The sequence below is a fragment of the Pantoea sp. OXWO6B1 genome (genome assembly GCF_001641135.1).
Lineage (GTDB): Bacteria > Pseudomonadota > Gammaproteobacteria > Enterobacterales > Enterobacteriaceae > Pantoea > Pantoea allii.
Genome location: NZ_LWLR01000001.1, coordinates 260901 through 281117, shown reverse-complemented (window position 1 = coordinate 281117; position 20217 = coordinate 260901). Strand labels below are relative to the sequence as shown.

The following is a 20217-nucleotide window of genomic DNA, read 5'->3' as shown; positions in this document are numbered from 1 at the left end:
GGGCTCAAAATATGGAGCGCACGCCCTGTATAGTGCTTAGCGTAGGATTAAAGCATTTATCGTAATATTGCTGGATAGCATGCATACGCTGACGATTCAGATGAATGCGCCGCAATGCCAGCAGGCCGTTCACGATGCCGCAGGCCAGCAGCACCATCAGCAACAGCGCGGCACCCAGATAGCGCCATTTTGCCATGGCATCAGGCTCATTGTGCAGGGCGATGTGGCGTGTGCCGTTTGCATCGGTATAGATATTGGTAATGATGCCGGTGGCGCTGAACGGCGTATGCAGCAACAGTGAGGACAGACGTTGCAGCTCTTGCCACTGTGACGACGCCTCAAGATCAAACAGCGGAACAGCAGGCTGGGGCTGATTGACGAGCTGGTGCCCTTCATCGCTGGCGATAACGAATCCGCCCGGCGGTGGGCTGTTAAGGTTCTCAGCGGCGCGACGCGTTTCACGGAAGAAGAAGGTGGAGGTCGCGGTGTGCACCAGGTTTTCCAGCGCTTCAGCACTGACCGGACGCAGCAGGACATTCATCCCGTTAAGCTGACCGGAATCGGCGCGGCTGACTAAGGTGTCCCAGTCTTTGGCATTACCCAGGTTCACCAGGGCATTTTTAAGACGCATACAGTCCTGTGCCTGGCTGCAGAGCGCCTGCGTTTTCAGCACCAGGTCTGAAAAGTCATCCAGCAGAATCATGCCCGATTTCTGAATTGCCGAGGCTAACTGAGGATTCAGTTTGGGATCGGTGTTGGTTTCGGGATGCAGCTGTTTCGTCGTGGTATCCAGCAATGCCGAGGCTTTCTCAATAATATCTGAGTGGGGCAGCGGCAGGGGCGTTGCGTTATTCCAGTAAATTTGTGAGCAATCGAACGGCATATAGGTATAGGTGCGATTGCTTTGGTAGTTGTCCGGCACCGCACACATGCCGGTCCCTGTGACCTTCAGGCTGTCGCCGACTTTAAGATCCACGCTACTCAGTTGGTTAACGCTGCTGACATCCAGGCTGTCGGTGCCTTTAGCCCAGGCCAGACTCAGCTTGATGGGCATGCTGAGCGGAATCCAGGTGATTAATAAAGCCAGAACAATCAGCGAGCCGCAGGCCAGCACGACATTTTTACGCCAGCGTTGCAGCGGAAAATTTCTGACCTCATCCTGCAGTGAAAGAAAGCGCCCCTGGCGCACCACCTGGCGATTCAGATAAATATCGACGTCCGTCACCTGACCCAGATCGTGAGCAACGTAGGGCTGCCAGTGGGCAGGATAAGCCAGATCGATAATCCCCAGCGTAATGTTGCTCTGTTCCTGATTTGACTCACCAAATAAGCCCCAGCGCTTGGGCGCGCCGCGCAGACAGTGAATTTCACGCAGGCCATTCTCACCAGGCACACGATACATCAGCCACAGACTGGCGACGATCATGATGCCGGCAATCACCGACAGCCAGATCATTAGACTGGCTGGCAACAGCAAGCCGATAAAAAACAACATCAAGGCAAAAGAAATAATGACCGCTTCCCGCGTGCCGTCAGGGCGAGACAGCCGGTACTCTTCCAGGGTTTCTTTGCGCACCCGCACTAATTCCACGTTTTCACTTTCCGCTTTGCGGATCGATGCGTTGGTGGAAGCCGGACGTATCAGGCTGGGTAGCGACTGCTGATCAACGGCGTAATCCACCAGCGAGTGTCCATTCAAAGAGATGATTAATGGAACGGACTGGGTGCGGATGAGCTCAACGTAGTTTTCATCCGTGATGTACTGTTCCCACAGCGGCGGCAAATGGACTTCGACTTCATCCAGATAGTAGCGCCACTTATGGGGATCGTCGGTGGAGAGGCCATAACGGGTAATCGCCCGCGTGACAGGATAGACATTGTTGCTTTGCGCGGTCAGCACCAGCTTGTCATGTTGACGGCGGGATTCACCGGGACTGAGGATACGGGGCTGTTTTTCAAGGGCAGCAAGGTACTGTTCAACCGCCTTGCGCTCCCGTTCAGACAGCTTACGGCAGGGCGGGCTAATGAATGGCAGCGGTTTCGCCAACGGGGGCCTGCGCCGCATAGCGTACCAAAATCCAATACCTGCCAGAATTGAACAGGTTAGCACTACGGCCAATATAATAATTATTGTGCTCATGCTTTGCTCAATTCAGCCAAAATACTGCCTTCACTTTAAACTTACATCCCCAGATTCGCCCACGATGCAAGACGATTTATGGGAGGTTAAACAACTCTGACACGTTTAACAATAAACGAAATAGTTCTGTAAATCATTTAATTAGGCGTTATGACATCACACACTGCCAGAATAGTAACGACAGTGCACCCGTTATTGTATCGGCATTATCTGAATTTTGAAGCGAGATATTGACTAACACAAATTTTTTGTACTCAGGAAACCAGTGTTATCGTAGAAAAAAGCGGCATACGCGCTGCGTGCGGTTGGAGAGTCGCACAAAGGCGGATCGTTAGGTATGCTAATTCGCTCCTGAGTGCTGGCGCAGCAAGTTTGAGGCTGATATGAAAAAGTCGTTAAAAAAACCTGACATCCTCAATGTAGAAACCGTGGCAAGGTCACGATTGTTTACTGTTGAAGCGGTAGACCTGGCCTTCAGTAATGGCGCACGGCGTATTTACGAGCGCATGAAGCCCTCGGAACGTGAAGCAGTGATGATCGTGCCGATTATCGATGATCACCTGGTGCTGATTGAAGAGTACGCGGTGGGTCTGGAGACCTACGAACTGGGCTTCCCTAAAGGCTTGATCGATCCGGGTGAAACCGTAAACCAGGCTGCGGACCGTGAACTCAAAGAGGAGGCGGGATTCGGTGCGGGCCAGCTGACTACCCTGGGCAAACTGACCATGGCGCCGTCGTACTTTTCCAGCAAGATGAATATTGTCGTGGCAGAAGGGCTTTATCAGGAGAAGCTGGAAGGCGATGAGCCTGAACCGCTGGTGGTGCATCACTGGCCGTTAAGCAACATGCTGGCATTATTGCAGGAGCCTGATTTTCGCGAAGCGCGCAACGTCAGTGCATTGTTTATGGTACGTGAGTGGCTGGTGAAGCAGGGACGTATCAGCTATTAACATCCGCGCAAGACAGGCCGGATAACCAGGGGCGACTCGCGCCGCCCCTGAGGATTATCAGAACAGTTCGTGGCTCTCGCCATTGTCCATAATGGTGGTGCCTGCATCATGCACCGAATACTCGGTTGGCTGCGTCCCGTTGATAAAGTACTCCTGGCGCGTATTACCACTGCCGTTTGCCAGTTTGCCCGTACTCCGATCGATGGTGACGGTCACGATGCCATCCGGTGGCGTGAGCGGCTGAACCGGCACGCCATCCAGAGCGACCTTCATAAAGTCATCCCAGGCAGGCTGTGCACTCTTCGCGCCGCCTTCATAACCCGATATTTGATCGGGAATCGCGCCAGAAAGGGTACTGCGACCCAGATCGCGACGCGCATCGTCAAAGCCGATCCACACCGAGGTGACGACGCCGGGGCCGTAGCCCGAGAACCAGGCATCTTTGGAACTGTTGGTTGTGCCCGTTTTTCCGCCAATATCGTTACGCTTCAGGTCGCGCCCGGCACGCCAGCCCGTGCCCATCCAGCCCGGTTCGCCAAAAATATTACTGTTCAGCGCACTTTTGATCAGGAATGACAGCGGCGTATTAATCACGTGCGGCGCATACTGCTGTTCACCACCCGGCTGCGGCTGTGCAGGTACCTGCTCCAGCTCAGGCTGCGGCACCGTCTGGTTTTGCTGCTGAGCCGAAGGCGCAACGTTCTCAACGCTCTCGGCGTTCAGCGCCAGCGCTTTTTTGGTTTCACCGTAAATCACTGGTAAGTTGCACTGAGGGCAGGCAATTCTCGGTTTTTCTTCAAAAACGGTTTGTCCCTGTTCATTTTCAATCTTGCTAATGAAGTAAGGATCAATCAGGAAGCCGCCATTCGCCATGACGGAATAACCGCGCACCACCTGCAAAGGGGTAAACGAGGCTGCCCCAAGGGCCAGTGATTCAGTATGCACAATGTTCTGCGCCGGGAAGCCAAAGCGCTGTAAGTACTCGGCCGCGTAATCCACGCCCATCGCACGCATCGCGCGAACCATCACAACGTTTTTCGACTGACCCAGCCCCTGGCGCAGACGAATCGGGCCATCGTAAGTAGGCGGTGAGTTTTTCGGACGCCAGTCCGCACCGGCACCTGCATCCCAGCGGGAAATAGGCACATCGTTAAGAATGGATGCCAGCGTTAACCCCCGATCCATCGCGGCCGTGTACAGGAACGGCTTAATGTTCGAGCCCACCTGGCGCAGTGCCTGAGTGGCGCGGTTGAACATGCTTTGGTTAAAGTCAAAACCGCCCACCAGTGCGCGCACGGCACCGTTGGTCGGATCTAATGAAACCAGTGCTGAGTTCACGTCCGGGACCTGGCCCAGCCACCATGTATCGCCAACCTGGCGTACCCAAATCTGCTGGCCTGGCTGCAGAACCTGAGTCAGGCTTTTAGGGGTTGGCCCTTGCACCGTGTCAGACTTAAAGGCACGCGCCCAGCGAACGCCAGCCATGGTCAGTGACACGTTGCTACCATCTTTCATCATGACGGTGGCTTCATCGCTCTGCGCATGGGTAACAACGGCCGGATGAAGGGGACCGTACAGAGGAAGATTTTTTAACGCTTTAACAATCTGCGCCTGTCCCCATGCAGGTTCACCGACTTTCCACAGCACGCTGGTCGGGCCACGGTAGCCATGACGCATATCATAAGCCATTACGTTGTTCTGCACGGCCTCCTGCGCAGACTGCTGCAGACGTCGTGTGACGGTGGTGTAAACCTTGTAGCCATCGGTGTAAGCATTATTACCATAGCGTTTTACCATCTCCTGGCGTGCCATCTCACTGAGATAAGGCGCAGAGAAGACGATTTTAGGGCCATGATAGGTGGCGACTAACGGTGTGTTACGCGCCTCATCGTACTGTTGCTGGGTAATGTAATGCTGATCCAGCATACGGGCCAGAACGACATTGCGACGTGCGACGGCGCGGCTGTGTGAATAAAGCGGGTTAAAGGTCGACGGGGCTTTAGGCAGACCGGCGATGGTCGCCATTTCGCTCAATGACAGCTCATTAACGGGCTTACCAAAATAAACCTGTGAGGCGGCACCCACACCGTAAGCCCGGTAGCCGAGGTAGATTTTGTTCAGGTAAAGCTCAAGAATCTCGTCTTTATTCAGCAACTGCTCTATGCGAATCGCCAGAAAGGCTTCCTTGATTTTTCGCATCAGGGAGCGTTCTGGGCTAAGGAAGAAGTTACGTGCCAGCTGCTGGGTTATCGTACTGGCCCCCTGCGAAGCATGGCCTGACACCAGCGCAACACTGGCAGCACGGAAAATCCCGATGGGATCTACACCGTGATGCTCATAGAAGCGGCTGTCTTCCGTTGCAATAAATGCTTTAACCATCTCAGGCGGAACCTGTTGCAGGCTAAGCGGTATACGGCGCATTTCACCGTACTGGGCGATAAGGTCGCCCTCAGCGCTGTAAACCTGCATTGGGGTTTGCAAACGCACATCTTTCAGCGTGTTAACGTCGGGTAACTGCGGCTCAATATATTTGTACAAACCATAAATCGAGCCAGCTCCCAGCAAGATGCAACACACTGCAAGGATTAATAAATACTTTACGAACTTCACCTGAGATTTCCCATCTGTTGTCGTTTGGGCAGTTTATAAGCAACCGCGCAGTAGTATAAAGGCAAGCCAGACGCTTTGATATGTCCATTTTTCCGGACGATAAGGAGATCGCGCGCATGGCTTTTCACACCTGGCAAATTGGGCTGGATATCCAGAACAGGCAGTGCTGTGCCCTTGCCATCCTGCGTCGCCGCCAGGGTTGGCAATTATGCCACTGGTGGCAGCAGCGGCTGGCGCAAGATACGTTAAGAAACGGCGTGCTGCAATCTTCCCCTGAATTGCTGTCAGTGTTAGACCGCTGGCGAAAGTGCTTACCCCAGCGCTACTCACTGCGTGTAGGGCTTCCTGCCCAGTTGGTACTGCAGCAGCCGCTTTCGCTTCCCGAACCGCCGTTAAAAGAACCGGCATTAAGCCGTTTTGTCCGGGCGGCTGCCCAACGTCTTTTTCCCGTTGATCCGCGCGAACTGGCGCTGGATTACCGTCTCGACCCCGCGCATGGGCAACTGTGTGTCACGGCCGCCCGGCTGGATGTGGTTAAACAGTGGCACGCTCCGCTGGCACAGGCAGGACTGAAACCCAGCGTATTTGAACTTGCCACCCAGGCGCTCAATATCGTTACTGAACAGGCGCAATTAACTGCGGGAAGTGTAGTGGTTTTACGACAGGATGCACGCTACCTGTGGAGTGACGGCATCAACGCCGCATCTTTTGCCGATGAGGGCGGGCTGGCGGCGCTGCATAAGCAGGCTTTTCCTCAGGCAAGCCGCGTTTTTTATTGTGATGCTGATAGCGTTTCATCCCCCGCCGGTACGGTTCCTTTTTCACCTTTTTCACCTTTGCAACTGTTGCGCTGTCCCTCGCCGCCTTTGCCTGACAACCCCGCTGCATTTGTACTGGCGACCGGCCTGGCGTTGCGACAAGAGGATCGCTAATGGTCGCGGTTAACCTTTTACCCTGGCGTCGCTGGCGCTGGCAACGCCAACGACGCCAGGGCCTTGTTGCGCTGGCCATAACGTTACTGATTTTAGTGTCAGCGGTCGCACTGCGGTTCTGGCAAGGGCATCAGGCGCTCACTCAGGTTGAACTTCAGCATATCCGGCTTACGCGTGCCCTTGAGACGCTTGTGCAGCGCGTGGAACAGCAAAAACTGCTGCTGCAACAGCTGGCCGAGGTACAGCAACGCCGCAGCTGGCTGCGTCAGCAGGCCAGGCAGTTTAGCGTCTGGCAACAGCTTTGGCTGGACTTGCCCGGCTTGCTGCCCGACGGGCTGTGGTTAACCCGATTGGAGAAGCGCAATACGGATTTGCTTCTGGAGGGCAAGGCGCAGCAGATGCAGGATATCCGCCATTTTCGCCAGCGTTTAACGGGCGTGGCGCTTTTTTCACAGATTAGACAGGGCAATGTGCAGCGCCAGTCAGAAGGGGATTACCACTTCACGTTGCGGATCAGGCTGAAGGAGGAGAACAGTGAGTAACGGGTTTCAGTTCTGGCTACAGTTAGCCGTGCCGCTTCGCTATGGCAGCCTGCTGGCGGCTGCTTCCGGCCTGTTCTTTGTTGCCTGGTGGACGGTGTTAGCGCCACAGCGGCAAGCGTTAGACGCTGCCATGCACCAGCTGGCACAACAGCAGCAACGCCTGCAACAGCAGCAGGTGCAACTGGCCCGGCATCCTGACATTGACGTGTTAGAGGCTGAGCTGGCGCAGGCGGCGACTAGGCAACCTGCAGCGCAACTGACGCTGGAGGCCATTATCGCAGAGCGAGGCGCACAACTGGAGGCGTGGCTTAGCGATGAACAGCCGCGGGCGCTGACGCTCCACCTGGAGTGGTCGCAGTTTCAGCCCCTTTTTACAGCGCTGTCCCAATCCGCGACGGCTTTCCCTGGCCGTTTTCAACTCACCGCACACCCGGCGCACCTGGTGGCGCAGCTCTGGCTGGACGCTGATGAAACCTTTTAGCGTCATGCTGCTCCTGCTCTGCTGCGGCATTGCGCAGGCGCGCGATCCGTTTCGTCCTCTTACCGGCGTGGCTTGTGTGGCAGAAGTTGAACCGCTCAGCGAATGGCGCTTACAGGGAATTATCGGCCGTGCGCCGAGGTTCCAGGGCTGGCTCCTGACCCCGCAGGGTAACGCCGTGAAAGTGCTCAGCGACCAACCCTTTCCCCTGCTTCCCTGGCAAACAGACCAGTTTACGTCGCGCACACTGAAGCTGTCGGTGCCCGGTAGCTGTTCGTCTCAATATTTCACCTTTCATCTCAAAGGAAGCCCGCATGATAAGGATATCGATTCTGACGTTTCTGCTGATCTGCCTGACGTCCGCCCGCGCCAGCCATGATGAGGGCTTGAGCCTGGCCTTTGACGATGCGCCCATTGAGCGGGTTTTACAGGCACTGGCCGATTATCAACAGATCAACCTGATGATTTCCCCCGAGGTTCAGGGGACGCTCTCACTGCGGCTGGATAACGTGCCCTGGCAGCAGGCGCTGTCGCTGGTCGCCCGCATGGCGCGGCTGACCTTGCTGGAAGAGGACAACGTTCTGCTGGTTTATCCAGAGCACTGGCAACAGCAGCGGCGCGAGGCGGAACAGGCGCAGCAAGCAGAGGTGTTGCAGCAACAGCCCCTACAACAGCGCAGGATAAGCCTGCACTATGCCAGTGCCAGTGAGGTCCATCGCAGCCTGCAGGGCGAACGTCAGTCGCTGATGACAGCAAGAGGAAGCGCCACGGTAGACAGCCGGACGAACAGCGTGCTGCTGCGCGACAGCGCGGCGGCCCTGAAAGAAACCGAGCGCTGGGTGCGCGCGCTTGATGTACCGCTGGAGCAGGTGGAACTGGCGGCACATATCGTCACCATCAGCGAAGATCACCTGCATGAGCTGGGCGTTAACTGGCGGCTGTACAATGCGGGCGACGTCGTTGACCGTGCGTTACGTCATCCTCTGCTTGATATCCCGTTAGGGCTGAATTCGCCCGCCGTCTCGGTTGGCGTCACACTGTCGCGAATTGGGGGTAAACTCCTGGATTTAGAACTCAGCGCCCTGGAGCAGGAGAATCAGGTCGAAATTATCGCCAGCCCACGCCTGTTTACCTCGCATCAACAAACCGCCACCATCAAACAGGGAACAGAAATCCCTTATGAAGTCTCCGCGGGCAACAGCGGGGCGACCAGTATCGAGTTTAAAGAGGCGGTGCTGGGCATGGAAGTGACGCCAACCGTTTTAGGCAATGGCCGCATTCAGCTAAAAATTCGTATCAGCCAGAACGTACCGGGGCGCGCGATTCAGACCGGTGATTCACAGGTCCTGTCTATCGATAAGCAGGAAATTGAAACCCAGGTGACGGTCAACGACGGGCAAACCCTGGCATTGGGCGGGATTTTCCATCAGCAGCGCACGCGCGGGCAGCGCCAGGTTCCACTGCTTGGTCATCTTCCCGCTGTGGGCAACCTGTTTCGACAGCAGTCCGAAGAACATAAGAAACGTGAGCTGGTTATTTTTATGACGCCGCGATTGGTCAGGGAAGCAGCGCTTACGGCACGATAAAACGGAAAATGTGCCCATAAAGTCCAACTGCGTTGACGCAGGGCTGGAATTAGCTTACAAGGTTTAGCGATTTTTAACACGTTGTAAGCGTCTGTGTTGGAAAAACCAGGCAAACAGATGAGAGAATTCCTCTGTAAGCAGTGATGTCACAACGCTGTACTGACGCATTACAGTTTCGCGAACGACGGGCCAATTCAGAAATGGATGTGCTGTTAGCAATATAATCGGTTGCCAAACAGCCTTGAGTGTTGAGATAATTTTTCGTCTGACTCTTGCTAACGCTCATGAGGTCTCAGTTCCTGTCCCGCCAGCAAAATGCTGAAAGCGGGGTATCATTAACGAATTCTTAGTAATACCGACAAAATGGCAGAGAAACGCAATATCTTTCTGGTTGGGCCGATGGGTGCCGGCAAAAGCACTATTGGCCGTCAGTTGGCTCAGCAACTCAATATGGAGTTCTTCGATTCCGATCAGGAAATTGAGCGACGCACCGGAGCGGATGTGGGCTGGGTTTTTGACGTTGAAGGCGAAGCTGGCTTCCGCGATCGTGAAGAAAAAATCATCAATGAACTGACCGAGAAGCAGGGCATCGTCCTGGCGACCGGTGGCGGCTCCGTAAAATCCCGGGAAACACGTAATCGTCTCTCCGCCCGCGGCGTCGTGGTTTATCTTGAAACCACTATTGAGAAACAACTGGCACGTACACAGCGTGATAAAAAACGCCCCTTACTGCAGGTAGAGTCGCCGCCACGTGAAGTGCTTGAAGCGCTGGCAGATGAACGCAACCCGCTTTATGAAGAGATCGCCGATGTTACCATCCGCACTGACGATCAAAGTGCAAAAGTGGTGGCGAATCAGATTATCAACATGTTGGAAAAAAGTTGATCCAACGTTTGAAGGCTCTTTGACAGGTATCGAGCACCATGGAGAAGATCACCGTTTCACTGGGGGAACGTAGTTACCCCATCACTATCGCCGCCGGACTGTTTAACGATCCGGCTTCTTTTTGGCCGTTAAAAGCGGGTGATAATGCCATGCTGGTGACTAACCAGACGCTGGCACCGCTCTACCTTGATAAGGTATCGGCTCTGCTGAAGGCGGCGGGGGTGAAAACGGATCAGGTGATTTTGCCCGACGGTGAGCAATTTAAAACGCTTGCCGTGATGGATCAGGTCTTTACTGCACTACTGCAAAAACCCCATGGTCGTGATACCACGCTGGTGGCGCTTGGCGGTGGTGTTATTGGCGATCTTACGGGTTTTGCGGCGGCAAGCTATCAGCGTGGCGTGCGTTTTATTCAGGTGCCGACAACGCTGCTGTCCCAGGTTGACTCCTCGGTTGGTGGCAAAACGGCCGTTAATCATCCTCTTGGCAAAAACATGATTGGCGCGTTTTATCAGCCCGCGTCTGTCGTGATCGACACCGAGTGTCTTCGCTCACTGCCGCCGCGTGAGCTGGCTTCCGGTCTGGCTGAGGTCATCAAGTACGGCATTATTCTGGACGGTGAATTCTTTCAGTGGCTTGAGCAGAATCTTGATCGTCTTCTGGCGCTGGATGAATCCGCACTGGCCTGGTGTATCCGCCGTTGCTGTGAGTTAAAGGCTGAGGTCGTCGCCGCAGATGAGCGCGAGCACGGCCAGCGCGCATTACTTAATCTTGGTCATACTTTTGGTCATGCTATTGAAGCCCATATGGGCTATGGCAACTGGTTACACGGTGAGGCGATTGCCGCTGGGATGGTGATGGCGGCGCGCACGGCGCAACGTCTGGGCCAGTTCAGCGCACAGGACTGCGATCGCGTCATTGCTTTACTGCAACGTGCCGGTTTACCGGTGAACGGGCCGGTAGAGATGCAGGCAGAAGACTATTTGCCGCATATGATGCGTGACAAAAAGGTTCTGGCTGGTGAATTGCGTCTGATACTGCCGCTGTCGATTGGACGTGCTGAAGTGCGCGGTGGCGTAGCTCATGATATGGTGATGGCTGCAATTAATGATTGCCAGAAATCTTGATATTAAGCAGGTAAGTGGTGACGCGGCGCGCGGGTGCGCAGTGCGGGATGCCGCTTTACGGAGGAGGCAGAATGGATGAGTTCAAACCGGATGATGAATTCAAACCGGATGATGAGTTAAAACCTGACGCCAGCGACCGCCGTCCCTCGCGCCCACGTAAATCGTCTTCTGCGACGAAAGCACCGGTATCGCGTCAGCATGTCATGATGGGCGTTGGTATTCTGGTGTTACTGCTGGTAGTGCTGGGAATTGGCTCTGCGCTGAATGGTTCTGACGACAGTAAGTCTTCTTCGGCCAATGGCAACAAGAGCACGCCTGCTACTGGCTCGACAGGTTCTGGCAGCGAAAAAAATATTGACCTGAGTGGCTCAACCGCCATGAGCGGTGGACAGAATGCCGCCGGGACGCCATCACCGTCTGCGACAACCCAGAATGCACCTGGCACGGCATCTTCTCCGGAGGCGACGAATGCGCCACGCGACATTTCCATGCCGCCAGTTGCGTCTACGCCGACGCAGGCCGCGCCTGTTGAAACCCCGGCGAATCAGCAGCGTGTTACTTTACCTGGCGATCTGAACACCGCCCTGACGAATCAACAGCAGCAGGTTGATGGCGCGGCTCAGGGGGCAGAAAACAGCAGCTCACTGCCTACGGCTCCCGCAACGGTCAGTGGCAAAGCCGGTTCCGCCGCCGCAGCCAATGCGCCCGCAGCAGGCCGTACCAACGCAGGCCAGGCCGCATTGACGCCACGCCATACGCGTGAGCAGCCGGCGAAAACCGCCGCTAAGCCGACGGCCAGTGAACATAAAACCCACACCACGCCAGCGCACACCGCAGTGAATAATGCGCCTGCTAAAGCCGCTGGCAACGGTGCAACGGCGAGTAAATCTCTGCCTGGCGGTAATTATACGCTGCAGCTGAGCGGTGCGTCGAAGGCAGAGAGCCTGAATGCCTGGGCGAAGAAACAAAATCTGAGCGCGTATCACGTGTATAAAACAACGCGTAACGGCCAGCCCTGGTATGTGCTGGTAAGTGGTGCATATGCAACACCGGCAGACGCGAAACGTGCCGTAGCTGCGTTGCCTGCTGAAGTGCGCGCACAGAATCCATGGGTGAAACCGGTTAGTCAGGTCAGGAAAGAAGCCAGCCAATAAATGATATGGGGCCGGCAGCTGCTGGTCCCGTTTTAAGCGCAGATCTGCTGTCGGTTCAACCACAGCCTCACAATAAGATGTAAATACCACGACAGCATGAAAAAAAATCGCGCTTTTTTAAAATGGGCGGGGGGAAAATTTCCCTTAGTCGAAGAGATCCACCGTTATTTGCCGCAAGGTGATTGCCTGATCGAACCCTTTGTCGGCGCTGGCTCAGTGTTTCTCAACTCCGATTTTGATCGCTATCACCTGGCCGACATCAACAACGATCTCATCAATCTCTACAACATCGTGAAAACGCGTACGGCGGATTTTATTCGCGATGCGCGTTTGCTGTTCACGCCTGAAGGCAATAACGAAGCCTGCTATTATCAGCTCCGTACTGAATTTAATCTCAGCAAAGACGCTTATCAGCGTGCGCTGTTATTCCTCTATCTCAATCGCCATTGTTACAACGGCCTGTGTCGTTACAATTTGCGCGGCGAGTTCAATGTGCCTTTTGGTCGCTACCGCAAACCTTACTTTCCGGAAGCCGAGCTGCTCTGGTTTGCTGAACGTGCGCAAAAAGCGACGTTTGTCTGCGAATCATACGATGTTACCCTGAACAATGCCCAGAAAGGCTCTGTGGTATATTGTGATCCGCCGTACGCGCCACTGTCCGCGACGGCTAACTTTACGGCTTACCATACGAATAGTTTCAGTATGAATGAGCAGCAACATCTGGCGCAACTGGCTGCGAAGCTGGCGTCGGAGAGTCAAATCCCGGTGCTGATTTCTAACCATGATACTGAACTGACGCGTTGCTGGTATCAGGATGCCGTGTTACATGTGGTCAAAGTCCGGCGTTCTATTAGCCGAAGCATAACCGGCCGCACCAAGGTCGACGAACTCCTGGCACTTTATCGCTAGTCTGTTTCGTCCGCGGCCAGGGTATTTCGCCAGCAGTGATGCTGGCGCACAACAGTGGAGAATCGGATGAAACAATATTTGCTGGCCCCTTCAATCCTTTCGGCAGACTTTGCCCGCCTGGGTGAAGACACTGCGAAAGCACTGGCGGCTGGAGGCGACGTGGTTCACTTCGACGTTATGGACAACCACTATGTTCCTAATCTGACGATGGGACCGATGGTACTGAAAGCACTGCGTGACTACGGTATTACGGCCCCGATCGATGTGCATTTAATGGTGAAGCCCGTGGACGCGTTAATTCCCGAGTTTGCCAAAGCCGGCGCTACCTATATCACCTTCCACCCGGAAGCCAGCGAGCATGTTGACCGTACGCTGCAGCTGATTAAAGAGCACGGTTGCAAGGCCGGTCTGGTGTTTAACCCCGCCACGCCGCTCAGCTACCTCGACTACGTGATGGATAAGCTGGATATCATTCTGCTGATGTCGGTGAATCCCGGTTTCGGTGGTCAGTCATTTATTCCGGGCACCCTGGATAAACTTCGTGAAGCGCGTAAACGTATCGATCAGAGCGGCTACAGCATTCGTCTGGAAGTGGATGGTGGTGTGAAGATTGATAACATTGGCCAAATCGCCGCCGCGGGTGCGGATATGTTTGTGGCCGGTTCAGCCATCTTTGGGCATCCGGACTATAAAAAAGTGATCGACGACATGCGGAACGAGCTGGAGAAAGCGAATGGCTCATTTCACTGATATTCACGCGCTGGCGTTCGACCTGGATGGCACGCTGGTCGACAGCGCGCCGGGCCTGGCTGATGCTATCGATCTGACGCTTGCGGACCTGCGTTTGCCTGCCGCTGGCGTCGGGCGCGTGTCCACCTGGATTGGTAACGGTGCGGATATCATGATGTCGCGCGCCCTGACCTGGGCACTGGGACGCGAGCCTCAGCAGGATGAGCAGCGCGATGCCCGGGTATTATTTGACAAACATTACGCCAATACGGTGGACGCCGGCAGTACGCTGTTTCCTCAGGTTAAAGAAACGCTGGCAAAACTTCAGGCGCTGAACATCCCGATGGCGATTGTCACCAATAAGCCCACGCCATTCGTTGCGCCTTTGCTGGCCTCCCTGGGGATTGATGGCGCGTTTTCACTGATTATTGGCGGTGACGACGTGGTGGTTAAAAAACCCCATCCTGCTGCTATTTTTCTGGTGCTGGGTAAATTTGGCCTGTTGCCTGACCAACTGCTGTTTGTTGGCGATTCGCGCAATGATATTCTGGCTGCGCAGTCGGCTGGTGTACCCAATATCGGTATGACTTTTGGCTATAACTATGGCGAACCTATTGCCACCAGCCAGCCCGATCTCGCCCTTGACTCTTTTGACGACCTTTTGCCCGCTATCGGGCGGTAATTTATCAGGACATAAGCATGAGCAAACCCATCGTTTTCAGCGGCGCACAGCCGTCCGGCGAACTGACCATTGGCAACTATATGGGTGCGCTGCGTCAGTGGGTGCAGATGCAGGACGATTTCCACTGCATTTACTGTATCGTCGACCTGCACGCGATCACCGTTCGCCAGGACCCGACAGCACTGCGTAAAGCCACCTTAGATACGCTGGCGCTGTACCTGGCCTGCGGTATTGATCCAAAGAAAAGCACTGTCTTCGTTCAGTCTCATGTGCCAGAGCACACGCAGCTGAGCTGGATTCTGAACTGCTACACCTATTTTGGTGAGCTGAACCGTATGACGCAGTTCAAAGACAAATCCTCGCGCTATGAAGAAAACATTAACGCAGGATTGTTCAGCTATCCGGTGCTGATGGCCGCAGATATTTTGCTTTATCAGACGACGCAGGTGCCGGTGGGTGAAGATCAGAAACAGCATCTTGAACTGAGTCGCGACATTGCCAGCCGGTTTAATGCCCTGTATGGCGATGTCTTTAAAGTGCCTGAGCCGTTCATTCCTAAATCTGGCGCACGCGTGATGTCCCTGCTGGAACCGACGAAAAAGATGTCTAAGTCGGACGATAACCGCAATAACGTTATCGGCCTGCTGGAAGATCCCAAATCCGTGGTCAAAAAAATCAAGCGTGCGATGACTGACTCTGAAGAGCCACCGGTCATTCGCTATGACGTTAAAGAGAAGGCGGGCGTGTCAAACCTGCTGGACATCCTGTCCGGCGTGACCGGCAAGCCGGTAGCGGAGCTGGAGCAGGAATTTGAAGGCAAAATGTACGGGCACCTGAAAGGCGCGGTCGCGGATGCGGTATCTGGCATGCTGACTGATCTGCAGGAACGTTATCATCGCTTCCGTAACGATGAAGCGTTGCTGGAGCAGGTGATGCGTGAGGGCGCACAAAAAGCCCGTGCTCAGGCGCAGGAAACCCTGAAAAAGGTGTATGCCGCCGTGGGTTTTGTTTCTCAGCCTTAGTCAGTGCTGGCATAACCTCAACGGCGAGCGAAAGCTCGCCGTTATTGTTTTAAAACCAACGTAATGTTTCGCGCAGGCTGACCACGCTGCCCACGATAATCAGACTGGGGCTGGTAACCTGTTGCGCTAAATCGCTGAGCGCTTGCAGCGTACCGGTGAGAACGCGTTGGTCTGTGCTGGTGCCTTTCTCCACCAGGGCTACGGGCATATCGGCGCGCATGCCGTGATGAATAAGCTGTTGCTGAATTTCTGCTGCCTGCGTGAGGCCCATATAAAACACCAACGTTTGCTGTTCTGCCGCCAGCGTCTGCCAGGCCAGTGAGCCCTGCTTTTGCAGATGGCCAGTGACCAGCCGTACGCTTTGCGCATGGTCGCGATGGGTGAGGGGAATACCGCTGTAGGCGGCACAGCCCGATGCTGCCGTAATGCCGGGCACCACGCTAAAGGGGATCTGATGCTGTGCCAGAATCTCCAGCTCTTCACCGCCCCGGCCAAAGATAAAGGGATCGCCACCTTTCAAACGTACGACCCGTTTACCGCGCTGGGCCTGCTGGAGCAACAGCTGGTTGATCTCATCCTGGGGCACGCAGTGGTGACCTGCACGTTTACCCACAAAGACACGTTCCGCATCACGACGCACGAGATCGAGAACGGCATCGGAAACCAGCCTGTCGTAAACGATCACATCCGCCTGCTGGATCTGCTGTAAACCTTTGAGCGTCAGTAACCCCGCATCGCCCGGGCCGGCACCGACCAGCACCACTTCACCTTGTGTTCGCCGATCCTCTGCGAACAGGGTTTCGGTTAGTTCATCTGCCCGTGTGTTGTCGCCATTCGCCAGGCTTTGCGCCAGCCTGTCGCTGCTAAAAAAACGTTCCCAGAAGTGGCGACGTTGCGCCATCGCGGTGAACTGCTTTTTCACCCTGCTGCGCAAGGTTCCGGCTCGCTGGGCCAGTTTTCCCAGGTGCTGCGGCAACATCGCCTCCAGTTTTTCACGCAGAAGCCTTGCCAGCACGGGCGCCCGACCGCCGGAGGACACGGCAATCATCAGCGGCGAGCGGTCAATAATGGAGGGCATGATGGCACTGGCCTGCTCGGGTGCATCGACCAGATTACAAAAGATTTGCTGTGTTTCAGCCACGTCGGCGACCTGTTGATTAACCCCCTCATCGTTGGTGGCCGCGACGACCAGCCAGCAGCCCGCCAGCCAGTCCGGGTGAAAATCACCGTGTATCAAGGTCAGCTCTCCCGCTTGCGCCCAGTGCTGAAAAGCAGAAGAAAAGGTCAGTGCGCCCACGCTGAGGCTGGCCCCGGCGGCCAGCAGCAGCCGGGCTTTACGCTCGGCGACGTCGCCGGCACCCACCAGCAGGCAGCGTTTGCCTTGCAGACGACAAAAAAGCGGGAAATAGTCCATAGCCAGTCCTGCTAAAAGCCCGTATTCACGGGCTGGCTTGAGAGGGATAAACGATGATAATCGTTTTGGGGAACAGGTGGCGCTAAATCCGCGCGGGCAGTGCCTTAACCTCAACCTGGCCTGCATTGACGCGGACCGGATACACCGGCACAGAGCGTGATGCATCCTCCATGCAGTATCCATCACGCAGGCGGAAACGCTGTTTTTTCAACGGGCTGGCGACCCACAGTTCGCCCTGATGTTCACCGATAATCCCGCGAGACAGAACGCTGGCGTCTGCAAAAGGGTCAAGGTTACTGAGAGCAAATACGCGATCATCAGCGCTGGGGCGGAAGACGGCAATCTGATGACCACTGACCCAGGCACAGACGCCGGTGGCAGGCAGGATCTGCGCTAACGGGCAGACGCGGGTCCATTCACTCATAGTGTGTTCTCCTCGATTAGCGTGACGGCGATACGCTCATCCGGGCGCGCCGGACGATGCTGAAGGCGTTCGGCAACGATCTGTACGTTGGGATCGCGCTGAGGTGTATTGATGAAATGGGCAAAACGCACCAGGCCTTGCGGGTCCTGTAGCGCCGTTTGCCACTCACATTCGGCGCTGGCGCGCAGAATGCTCAGATCCTGTTCGAGCTGCGGGTTAAGCCCTAAGCTGTCATCAACGATGACGCTGCGCAGGTAGTCGATACCACCTTCAAGGCTCTCCAGCCACAGTGAGGTCCGCTGTAACCGATCGGCGGTGCGGATATAAAACATCATAAAGCGGTCCAGATAAGCAATCAGCGTCGCGTCATCAAGGTCTGCCGCCAGCAGATCGCCATGACGGGGTTTTATGCCTCCATTACCGCACACATACAGGTTCCAGCCTTTTTCCGTCGCGATAATCCCAACATCTTTGCCCTGGGCTTCGGCGCATTCACGGGTGCAACCCGACACGCCGAATTTCATTTTATGCGGCGTGCGAATGCCTTTATAGCGGTTCTCCAGCATGATGCCGAAGCCAAGGCTGTCACCCACGCCATAGCGACACCAGCTGCTGCCTACACAGGTTTTTGCCATACGGAGCGCTTTGGCATAGGCCTGACCGGTTTCAAATCCGGCGGCGATTAACTGCGACCAGATGGCGGGTAAATCATCTTTTTGCGCACCAAACAGGCCAATACGCTGGGAGCCGGTGATTTTGGTGTAGAGATGATACTGCTGTGCGATGTCGCCAATGACCTTAAGTCCCTGTGGCGTTATCTCCCCGCCCGGTGAACGTGGAATGACAGAATAGGTGCCATCTTTCTGGATATTGCCCAGGAAGTTGTCGTTGCTGTCCTGCAGAGAGGCGTGCTCGGGTTTCAGAATGTACTCGTTCCAGCAGGACGCCAACAGCGAGCCAACAGTCGGTTTACAGATTTCACAGCCATAGCCATGGCCGTGCTTCGTCAGTAGCGCAGCAAAGGTTTTAATCCCTTCTACCTTAATCAGGTGATACAACGCCTGACGAGAGTAGGGGAAGTGCTCACATATATGATTACTCACTTCAATGCCCTGATGACTCAGCTCATTGTTCAGGACCTGGGTGATCAGGGGAATACAGCCGCCACAACCGGTGCCGGCTCGGGTTTCGGCCTTGAGCGCGGCGACAGTGTGACAACCGCCTTTCACGGCGTTAACGATATCGCCTTTACTGACATCAAAGCAGGAGCAGATTTGCGCACTGGCAGGCAGCGCGTCCACCCCAATCGAGGCTTTTTCACCGCTGCCTGCGGGTAAGATCAGCGTTTCCGGATCGGCGGGCAGCGGAATGGCATTCAGCACCAACTGCAGCAGATTACCGTAATCGGCGGTATCGCCCACTAACACCGCGCCCAGCAGCGTTTTGTGGTCCTGACTCACAATCAGTCGTTTGTAGATGGATTTCGCCTCGTCCAGCCAGACAATGCTGCGGGCACCCGGCGTGCTGGCGCGGGTGTCACCAATACCGCCCACGTCAACGCCCAGCAGTTTCAGTTTGGCACTCATGTCGGCACCGGCAAACGCATTAGTGCGGCCCAACAGTACATCGCTGGCCACCTGCGCCATTTTATAGCCCGGCGCCACCAGTCCATAGGCACGATTGTGCCAGGCGGCGCACTCGCCGATGGCGTAGATAGCCGGATCGCTTGTCTGGCACTGGTCGTTGATGGCGATACCGCCGCGCGTACCCAGCGTCAGACCACACTGTTTGGCCAGCTTATCCTGTGGGCGGATACCGGTGGAGAACACGATAAAGTCGACATCGAGATGGCTGCCATCAGCGAACAGCAATGTCTTGCCGCCGTTATCATGATGCACAATCTGCTGGGTATTTTTGCCGGTGTGAACCTGCACGCCCATCTGCTCGATCTTACGACGTAACAGCTCACCGCCCTGTTGGTCTACTTGCTCAGCCATTAACACGGGGGCGAATTCAATCACGTGGGTTTCGACGCCCAGATTTTTCAGCGCACCTGCCGCTTCAAGGCCAAGCAGGCCACCACCGATTACCGCACCGCGCTGGCTACGACGCGAGCAGGCTTCAATGGCATTCAGATCTTCAATCGTACGGTAGACAAAGCAACCACTGCCCTCTGCGCCCGCAACAGGCGGAATCCACGGGACGGAGCCGGTCGCAAAGACCAGCGTGTCATAATGCACGGCGCGCCCGGTGCTGGAGTGAACCCGCTTTTCATCACGGTTAATGGTCATGGCACGCTCGCCCAGCAGCAGATTGACATGATGTTTTTCGTAGTAGCCTTCCCGGACAAGGGAAAGTTTTTCAGCGGTATGGTGAGCGAAGTAAGCGGAGAGGTGAACGCGATCGTAGGCGACACGGGGTTCTTCACAAAAAACCGTTAAGGAAAACTGACCAGGCGCGGCTTTATCCATGAGTTCTTCGATGAAGCGGTGACCGACCATGCCGTTACCGATAATGACGACACTGTGATTGCTCATTTTTGCCTCAAATTTGCGATATCTGCGGCTACAATAGCGCGGCTTGTCTGGCGCTTATTGATGTACATCAATCGTAATGCGATATACCTCTTCAGG

Annotated in this window: 18 protein-coding genes; 13 read left to right on the top strand and 5 right to left on the bottom strand. The window is 55.3% G+C overall.

Annotated features, from left to right (window positions below):
• Positions 1-4: 4 nt before the first annotated feature.
• The gene (locus A6A26_RS03690; protein ID WP_063877512.1) at positions 5-2140 is read right to left on the bottom strand and encodes an intracellular growth attenuator family protein; all 2136 of its coding nucleotides are present in this window, start codon (positions 2138-2140) and stop codon (positions 5-7) included.
• Positions 2141-2523: 383 nt separating this feature from the next.
• Between A6A26_RS03690 and nudE the strand changes: the two genes are divergently transcribed.
• Positions 2524-3090, top strand: coding sequence for an ADP compounds hydrolase NudE (gene nudE / locus A6A26_RS03685; protein WP_063877511.1), 567 nt, complete (start codon positions 2524-2526; stop codon positions 3088-3090).
• A gap of 57 nt (positions 3091-3147) precedes the next feature.
• Here the strand turns inward: nudE and mrcA are convergent, their stop codons facing one another.
• Positions 3148-5700, bottom strand: coding sequence for a peptidoglycan glycosyltransferase/peptidoglycan DD-transpeptidase MrcA (gene mrcA, locus A6A26_RS03680; RefSeq protein ID WP_063877510.1), 2553 nt, complete (start codon positions 5698-5700; stop codon positions 3148-3150).
• Between the two features lie 116 nt (positions 5701-5816).
• Here mrcA and pilM point away from each other — a divergent pair, with 116 nt between their 5' ends.
• The 12 genes from pilM (at position 5817) to trpS (ending at position 15746) form a co-directional block, all read left to right on the top strand.
• Positions 5817-6632: a pilus assembly protein PilM gene (gene pilM / locus A6A26_RS03675; RefSeq protein WP_063881048.1), complete on the top strand. Its 816-nt coding sequence runs from the start codon at positions 5817-5819 to the stop codon at positions 6630-6632.
• Positions 6632-7174 (top strand): PilN domain-containing protein, encoded by a 543-nt coding sequence (locus tag A6A26_RS03670; RefSeq protein ID WP_063877509.1) that lies wholly within the window; start codon positions 6632-6634, stop codon positions 7172-7174. The genes pilM and A6A26_RS03670 overlap by 1 nt, the downstream gene beginning before the upstream one ends.
• The gene (locus tag A6A26_RS03665; RefSeq protein WP_063877508.1) at positions 7167-7655 is read left to right on the top strand and encodes a HofO family protein; all 489 of its coding nucleotides are present in this window, start codon (positions 7167-7169) and stop codon (positions 7653-7655) included. Before A6A26_RS03670 ends, A6A26_RS03665 begins: the two co-directional genes overlap by 8 nt.
• On the top strand, positions 7642-8031 hold the full coding sequence (locus A6A26_RS03660; RefSeq protein WP_063877507.1) for a HofP DNA utilization family protein: 390 nt from the start codon (positions 7642-7644) through the stop codon (positions 8029-8031). The genes A6A26_RS03665 and A6A26_RS03660 overlap by 14 nt, the downstream gene beginning before the upstream one ends.
• The gene (gene hofQ, locus A6A26_RS03655) at positions 7967-9238 is read left to right on the top strand and encodes a DNA uptake porin HofQ (protein WP_063877506.1); all 1272 of its coding nucleotides are present in this window, start codon (positions 7967-7969) and stop codon (positions 9236-9238) included. The genes A6A26_RS03660 and hofQ overlap by 65 nt, the downstream gene beginning before the upstream one ends.
• 363 nt (positions 9239-9601) lie before the next feature.
• A complete protein-coding gene (aroK, locus tag A6A26_RS03650; RefSeq protein ID WP_063877505.1) occupies positions 9602-10123 on the top strand; it encodes a shikimate kinase AroK in 522 nt (173 codons plus the stop codon).
• Positions 10124-10161: 38 nt separating this feature from the next.
• The gene (aroB, locus tag A6A26_RS03645) at positions 10162-11250 is read left to right on the top strand and encodes a 3-dehydroquinate synthase (protein WP_063877504.1); all 1089 of its coding nucleotides are present in this window, start codon (positions 10162-10164) and stop codon (positions 11248-11250) included.
• A gap of 47 nt (positions 11251-11297) precedes the next feature.
• Positions 11298-12404 carry an SPOR domain-containing protein gene (locus tag A6A26_RS03640; RefSeq protein ID WP_063881047.1) on the top strand — a complete coding sequence of 369 codons (1107 nt, stop codon included), beginning with the start codon at positions 11298-11300 and terminating at the stop codon, positions 12402-12404.
• A gap of 96 nt (positions 12405-12500) precedes the next feature.
• Positions 12501-13313, top strand: coding sequence for an adenine-specific DNA-methyltransferase (gene dam / locus A6A26_RS03635; RefSeq protein ID WP_063877503.1), 813 nt, complete (start codon positions 12501-12503; stop codon positions 13311-13313).
• A 66-nt stretch (positions 13314-13379) separates the two neighbouring features.
• On the top strand, positions 13380-14063 hold the full coding sequence (rpe, locus tag A6A26_RS03630) for a ribulose-phosphate 3-epimerase (protein ID WP_014594778.1): 684 nt from the start codon (positions 13380-13382) through the stop codon (positions 14061-14063).
• Complete coding sequence (locus tag A6A26_RS03625; protein ID WP_063877502.1) at positions 14047-14724, top strand: phosphoglycolate phosphatase; 678 nt, start codon at positions 14047-14049, stop codon at positions 14722-14724. Before rpe ends, A6A26_RS03625 begins: the two co-directional genes overlap by 17 nt.
• Before the next feature lie 17 nt (positions 14725-14741).
• Complete coding sequence (trpS, locus tag A6A26_RS03620; protein WP_063877501.1) at positions 14742-15746, top strand: tryptophan--tRNA ligase; 1005 nt, start codon at positions 14742-14744, stop codon at positions 15744-15746.
• A gap of 49 nt (positions 15747-15795) precedes the next feature.
• Here the strand turns inward: trpS and cysG are convergent, their stop codons facing one another.
• From cysG to nirB, 3 genes are all read right to left on the bottom strand, one after another.
• Entirely contained in the window at positions 15796-17160 is a 1365-nt protein-coding gene (gene cysG, locus A6A26_RS03615; protein WP_063877500.1) for a siroheme synthase CysG, read from the bottom strand.
• Between the two features lie 82 nt (positions 17161-17242).
• Positions 17243-17584: a nitrite reductase small subunit NirD gene (nirD, locus tag A6A26_RS03610; RefSeq protein ID WP_063877499.1), complete on the bottom strand. Its 342-nt coding sequence runs from the start codon at positions 17582-17584 to the stop codon at positions 17243-17245.
• On the bottom strand, positions 17581-20121 hold the full coding sequence (gene nirB / locus A6A26_RS03605) for a nitrite reductase large subunit NirB (RefSeq protein WP_063877498.1): 2541 nt from the start codon (positions 20119-20121) through the stop codon (positions 17581-17583). Before nirB ends, nirD begins: the two co-directional genes overlap by 4 nt.
• Positions 20122-20217: the final 96 nt, after the last annotated feature.

Excerpts from the sequence above, each read along its gene's own strand:
- A6A26_RS03690 (WP_063877512.1), bottom strand. The coding sequence starts at position 2,140 with ATGAGCACAATAATTATTATATTGGCCGTAGTGCTAACCTGTTCAATT.
- nudE (WP_063877511.1), top strand. The coding sequence starts at position 2,524 with ATGAAAAAGTCGTTAAAAAAACCTGACATCCTCAATGTAGAAACCGTG.
- pilM (WP_063881048.1), top strand. The coding sequence starts at position 5,817 with ATGGCTTTTCACACCTGGCAAATTGGGCTGGATATCCAGAACAGGCAG.
- A6A26_RS03670 (WP_063877509.1), top strand. The coding sequence starts at position 6,632 with ATGGTCGCGGTTAACCTTTTACCCTGGCGTCGCTGGCGCTGGCAACGC.
- A6A26_RS03660 (WP_063877507.1), top strand. The coding sequence starts at position 7,642 with ATGAAACCTTTTAGCGTCATGCTGCTCCTGCTCTGCTGCGGCATTGCG.
- hofQ (WP_063877506.1), top strand. The coding sequence starts at position 7,967 with ATGATAAGGATATCGATTCTGACGTTTCTGCTGATCTGCCTGACGTCC.
- aroK (WP_063877505.1), top strand. The coding sequence starts at position 9,602 with ATGGCAGAGAAACGCAATATCTTTCTGGTTGGGCCGATGGGTGCCGGC.
- aroB (WP_063877504.1), top strand. The coding sequence starts at position 10,162 with ATGGAGAAGATCACCGTTTCACTGGGGGAACGTAGTTACCCCATCACT.
- A6A26_RS03640 (WP_063881047.1), top strand. The coding sequence starts at position 11,298 with ATGCCGCTTTACGGAGGAGGCAGAATGGATGAGTTCAAACCGGATGAT.
- dam (WP_063877503.1), top strand. The coding sequence starts at position 12,501 with ATGAAAAAAAATCGCGCTTTTTTAAAATGGGCGGGGGGAAAATTTCCC.
- rpe (WP_014594778.1), top strand. The coding sequence starts at position 13,380 with ATGAAACAATATTTGCTGGCCCCTTCAATCCTTTCGGCAGACTTTGCC.
- A6A26_RS03625 (WP_063877502.1), top strand. The coding sequence starts at position 14,047 with ATGGCTCATTTCACTGATATTCACGCGCTGGCGTTCGACCTGGATGGC.
- trpS (WP_063877501.1), top strand. The coding sequence starts at position 14,742 with ATGAGCAAACCCATCGTTTTCAGCGGCGCACAGCCGTCCGGCGAACTG.
- cysG (WP_063877500.1), bottom strand. The coding sequence starts at position 17,160 with ATGGACTATTTCCCGCTTTTTTGTCGTCTGCAAGGCAAACGCTGCCTG.
- nirD (WP_063877499.1), bottom strand. The coding sequence starts at position 17,584 with ATGAGTGAATGGACCCGCGTCTGCCCGTTAGCGCAGATCCTGCCTGCC.
- nirB (WP_063877498.1), bottom strand. The coding sequence starts at position 20,121 with ATGAGCAATCACAGTGTCGTCATTATCGGTAACGGCATGGTCGGTCAC.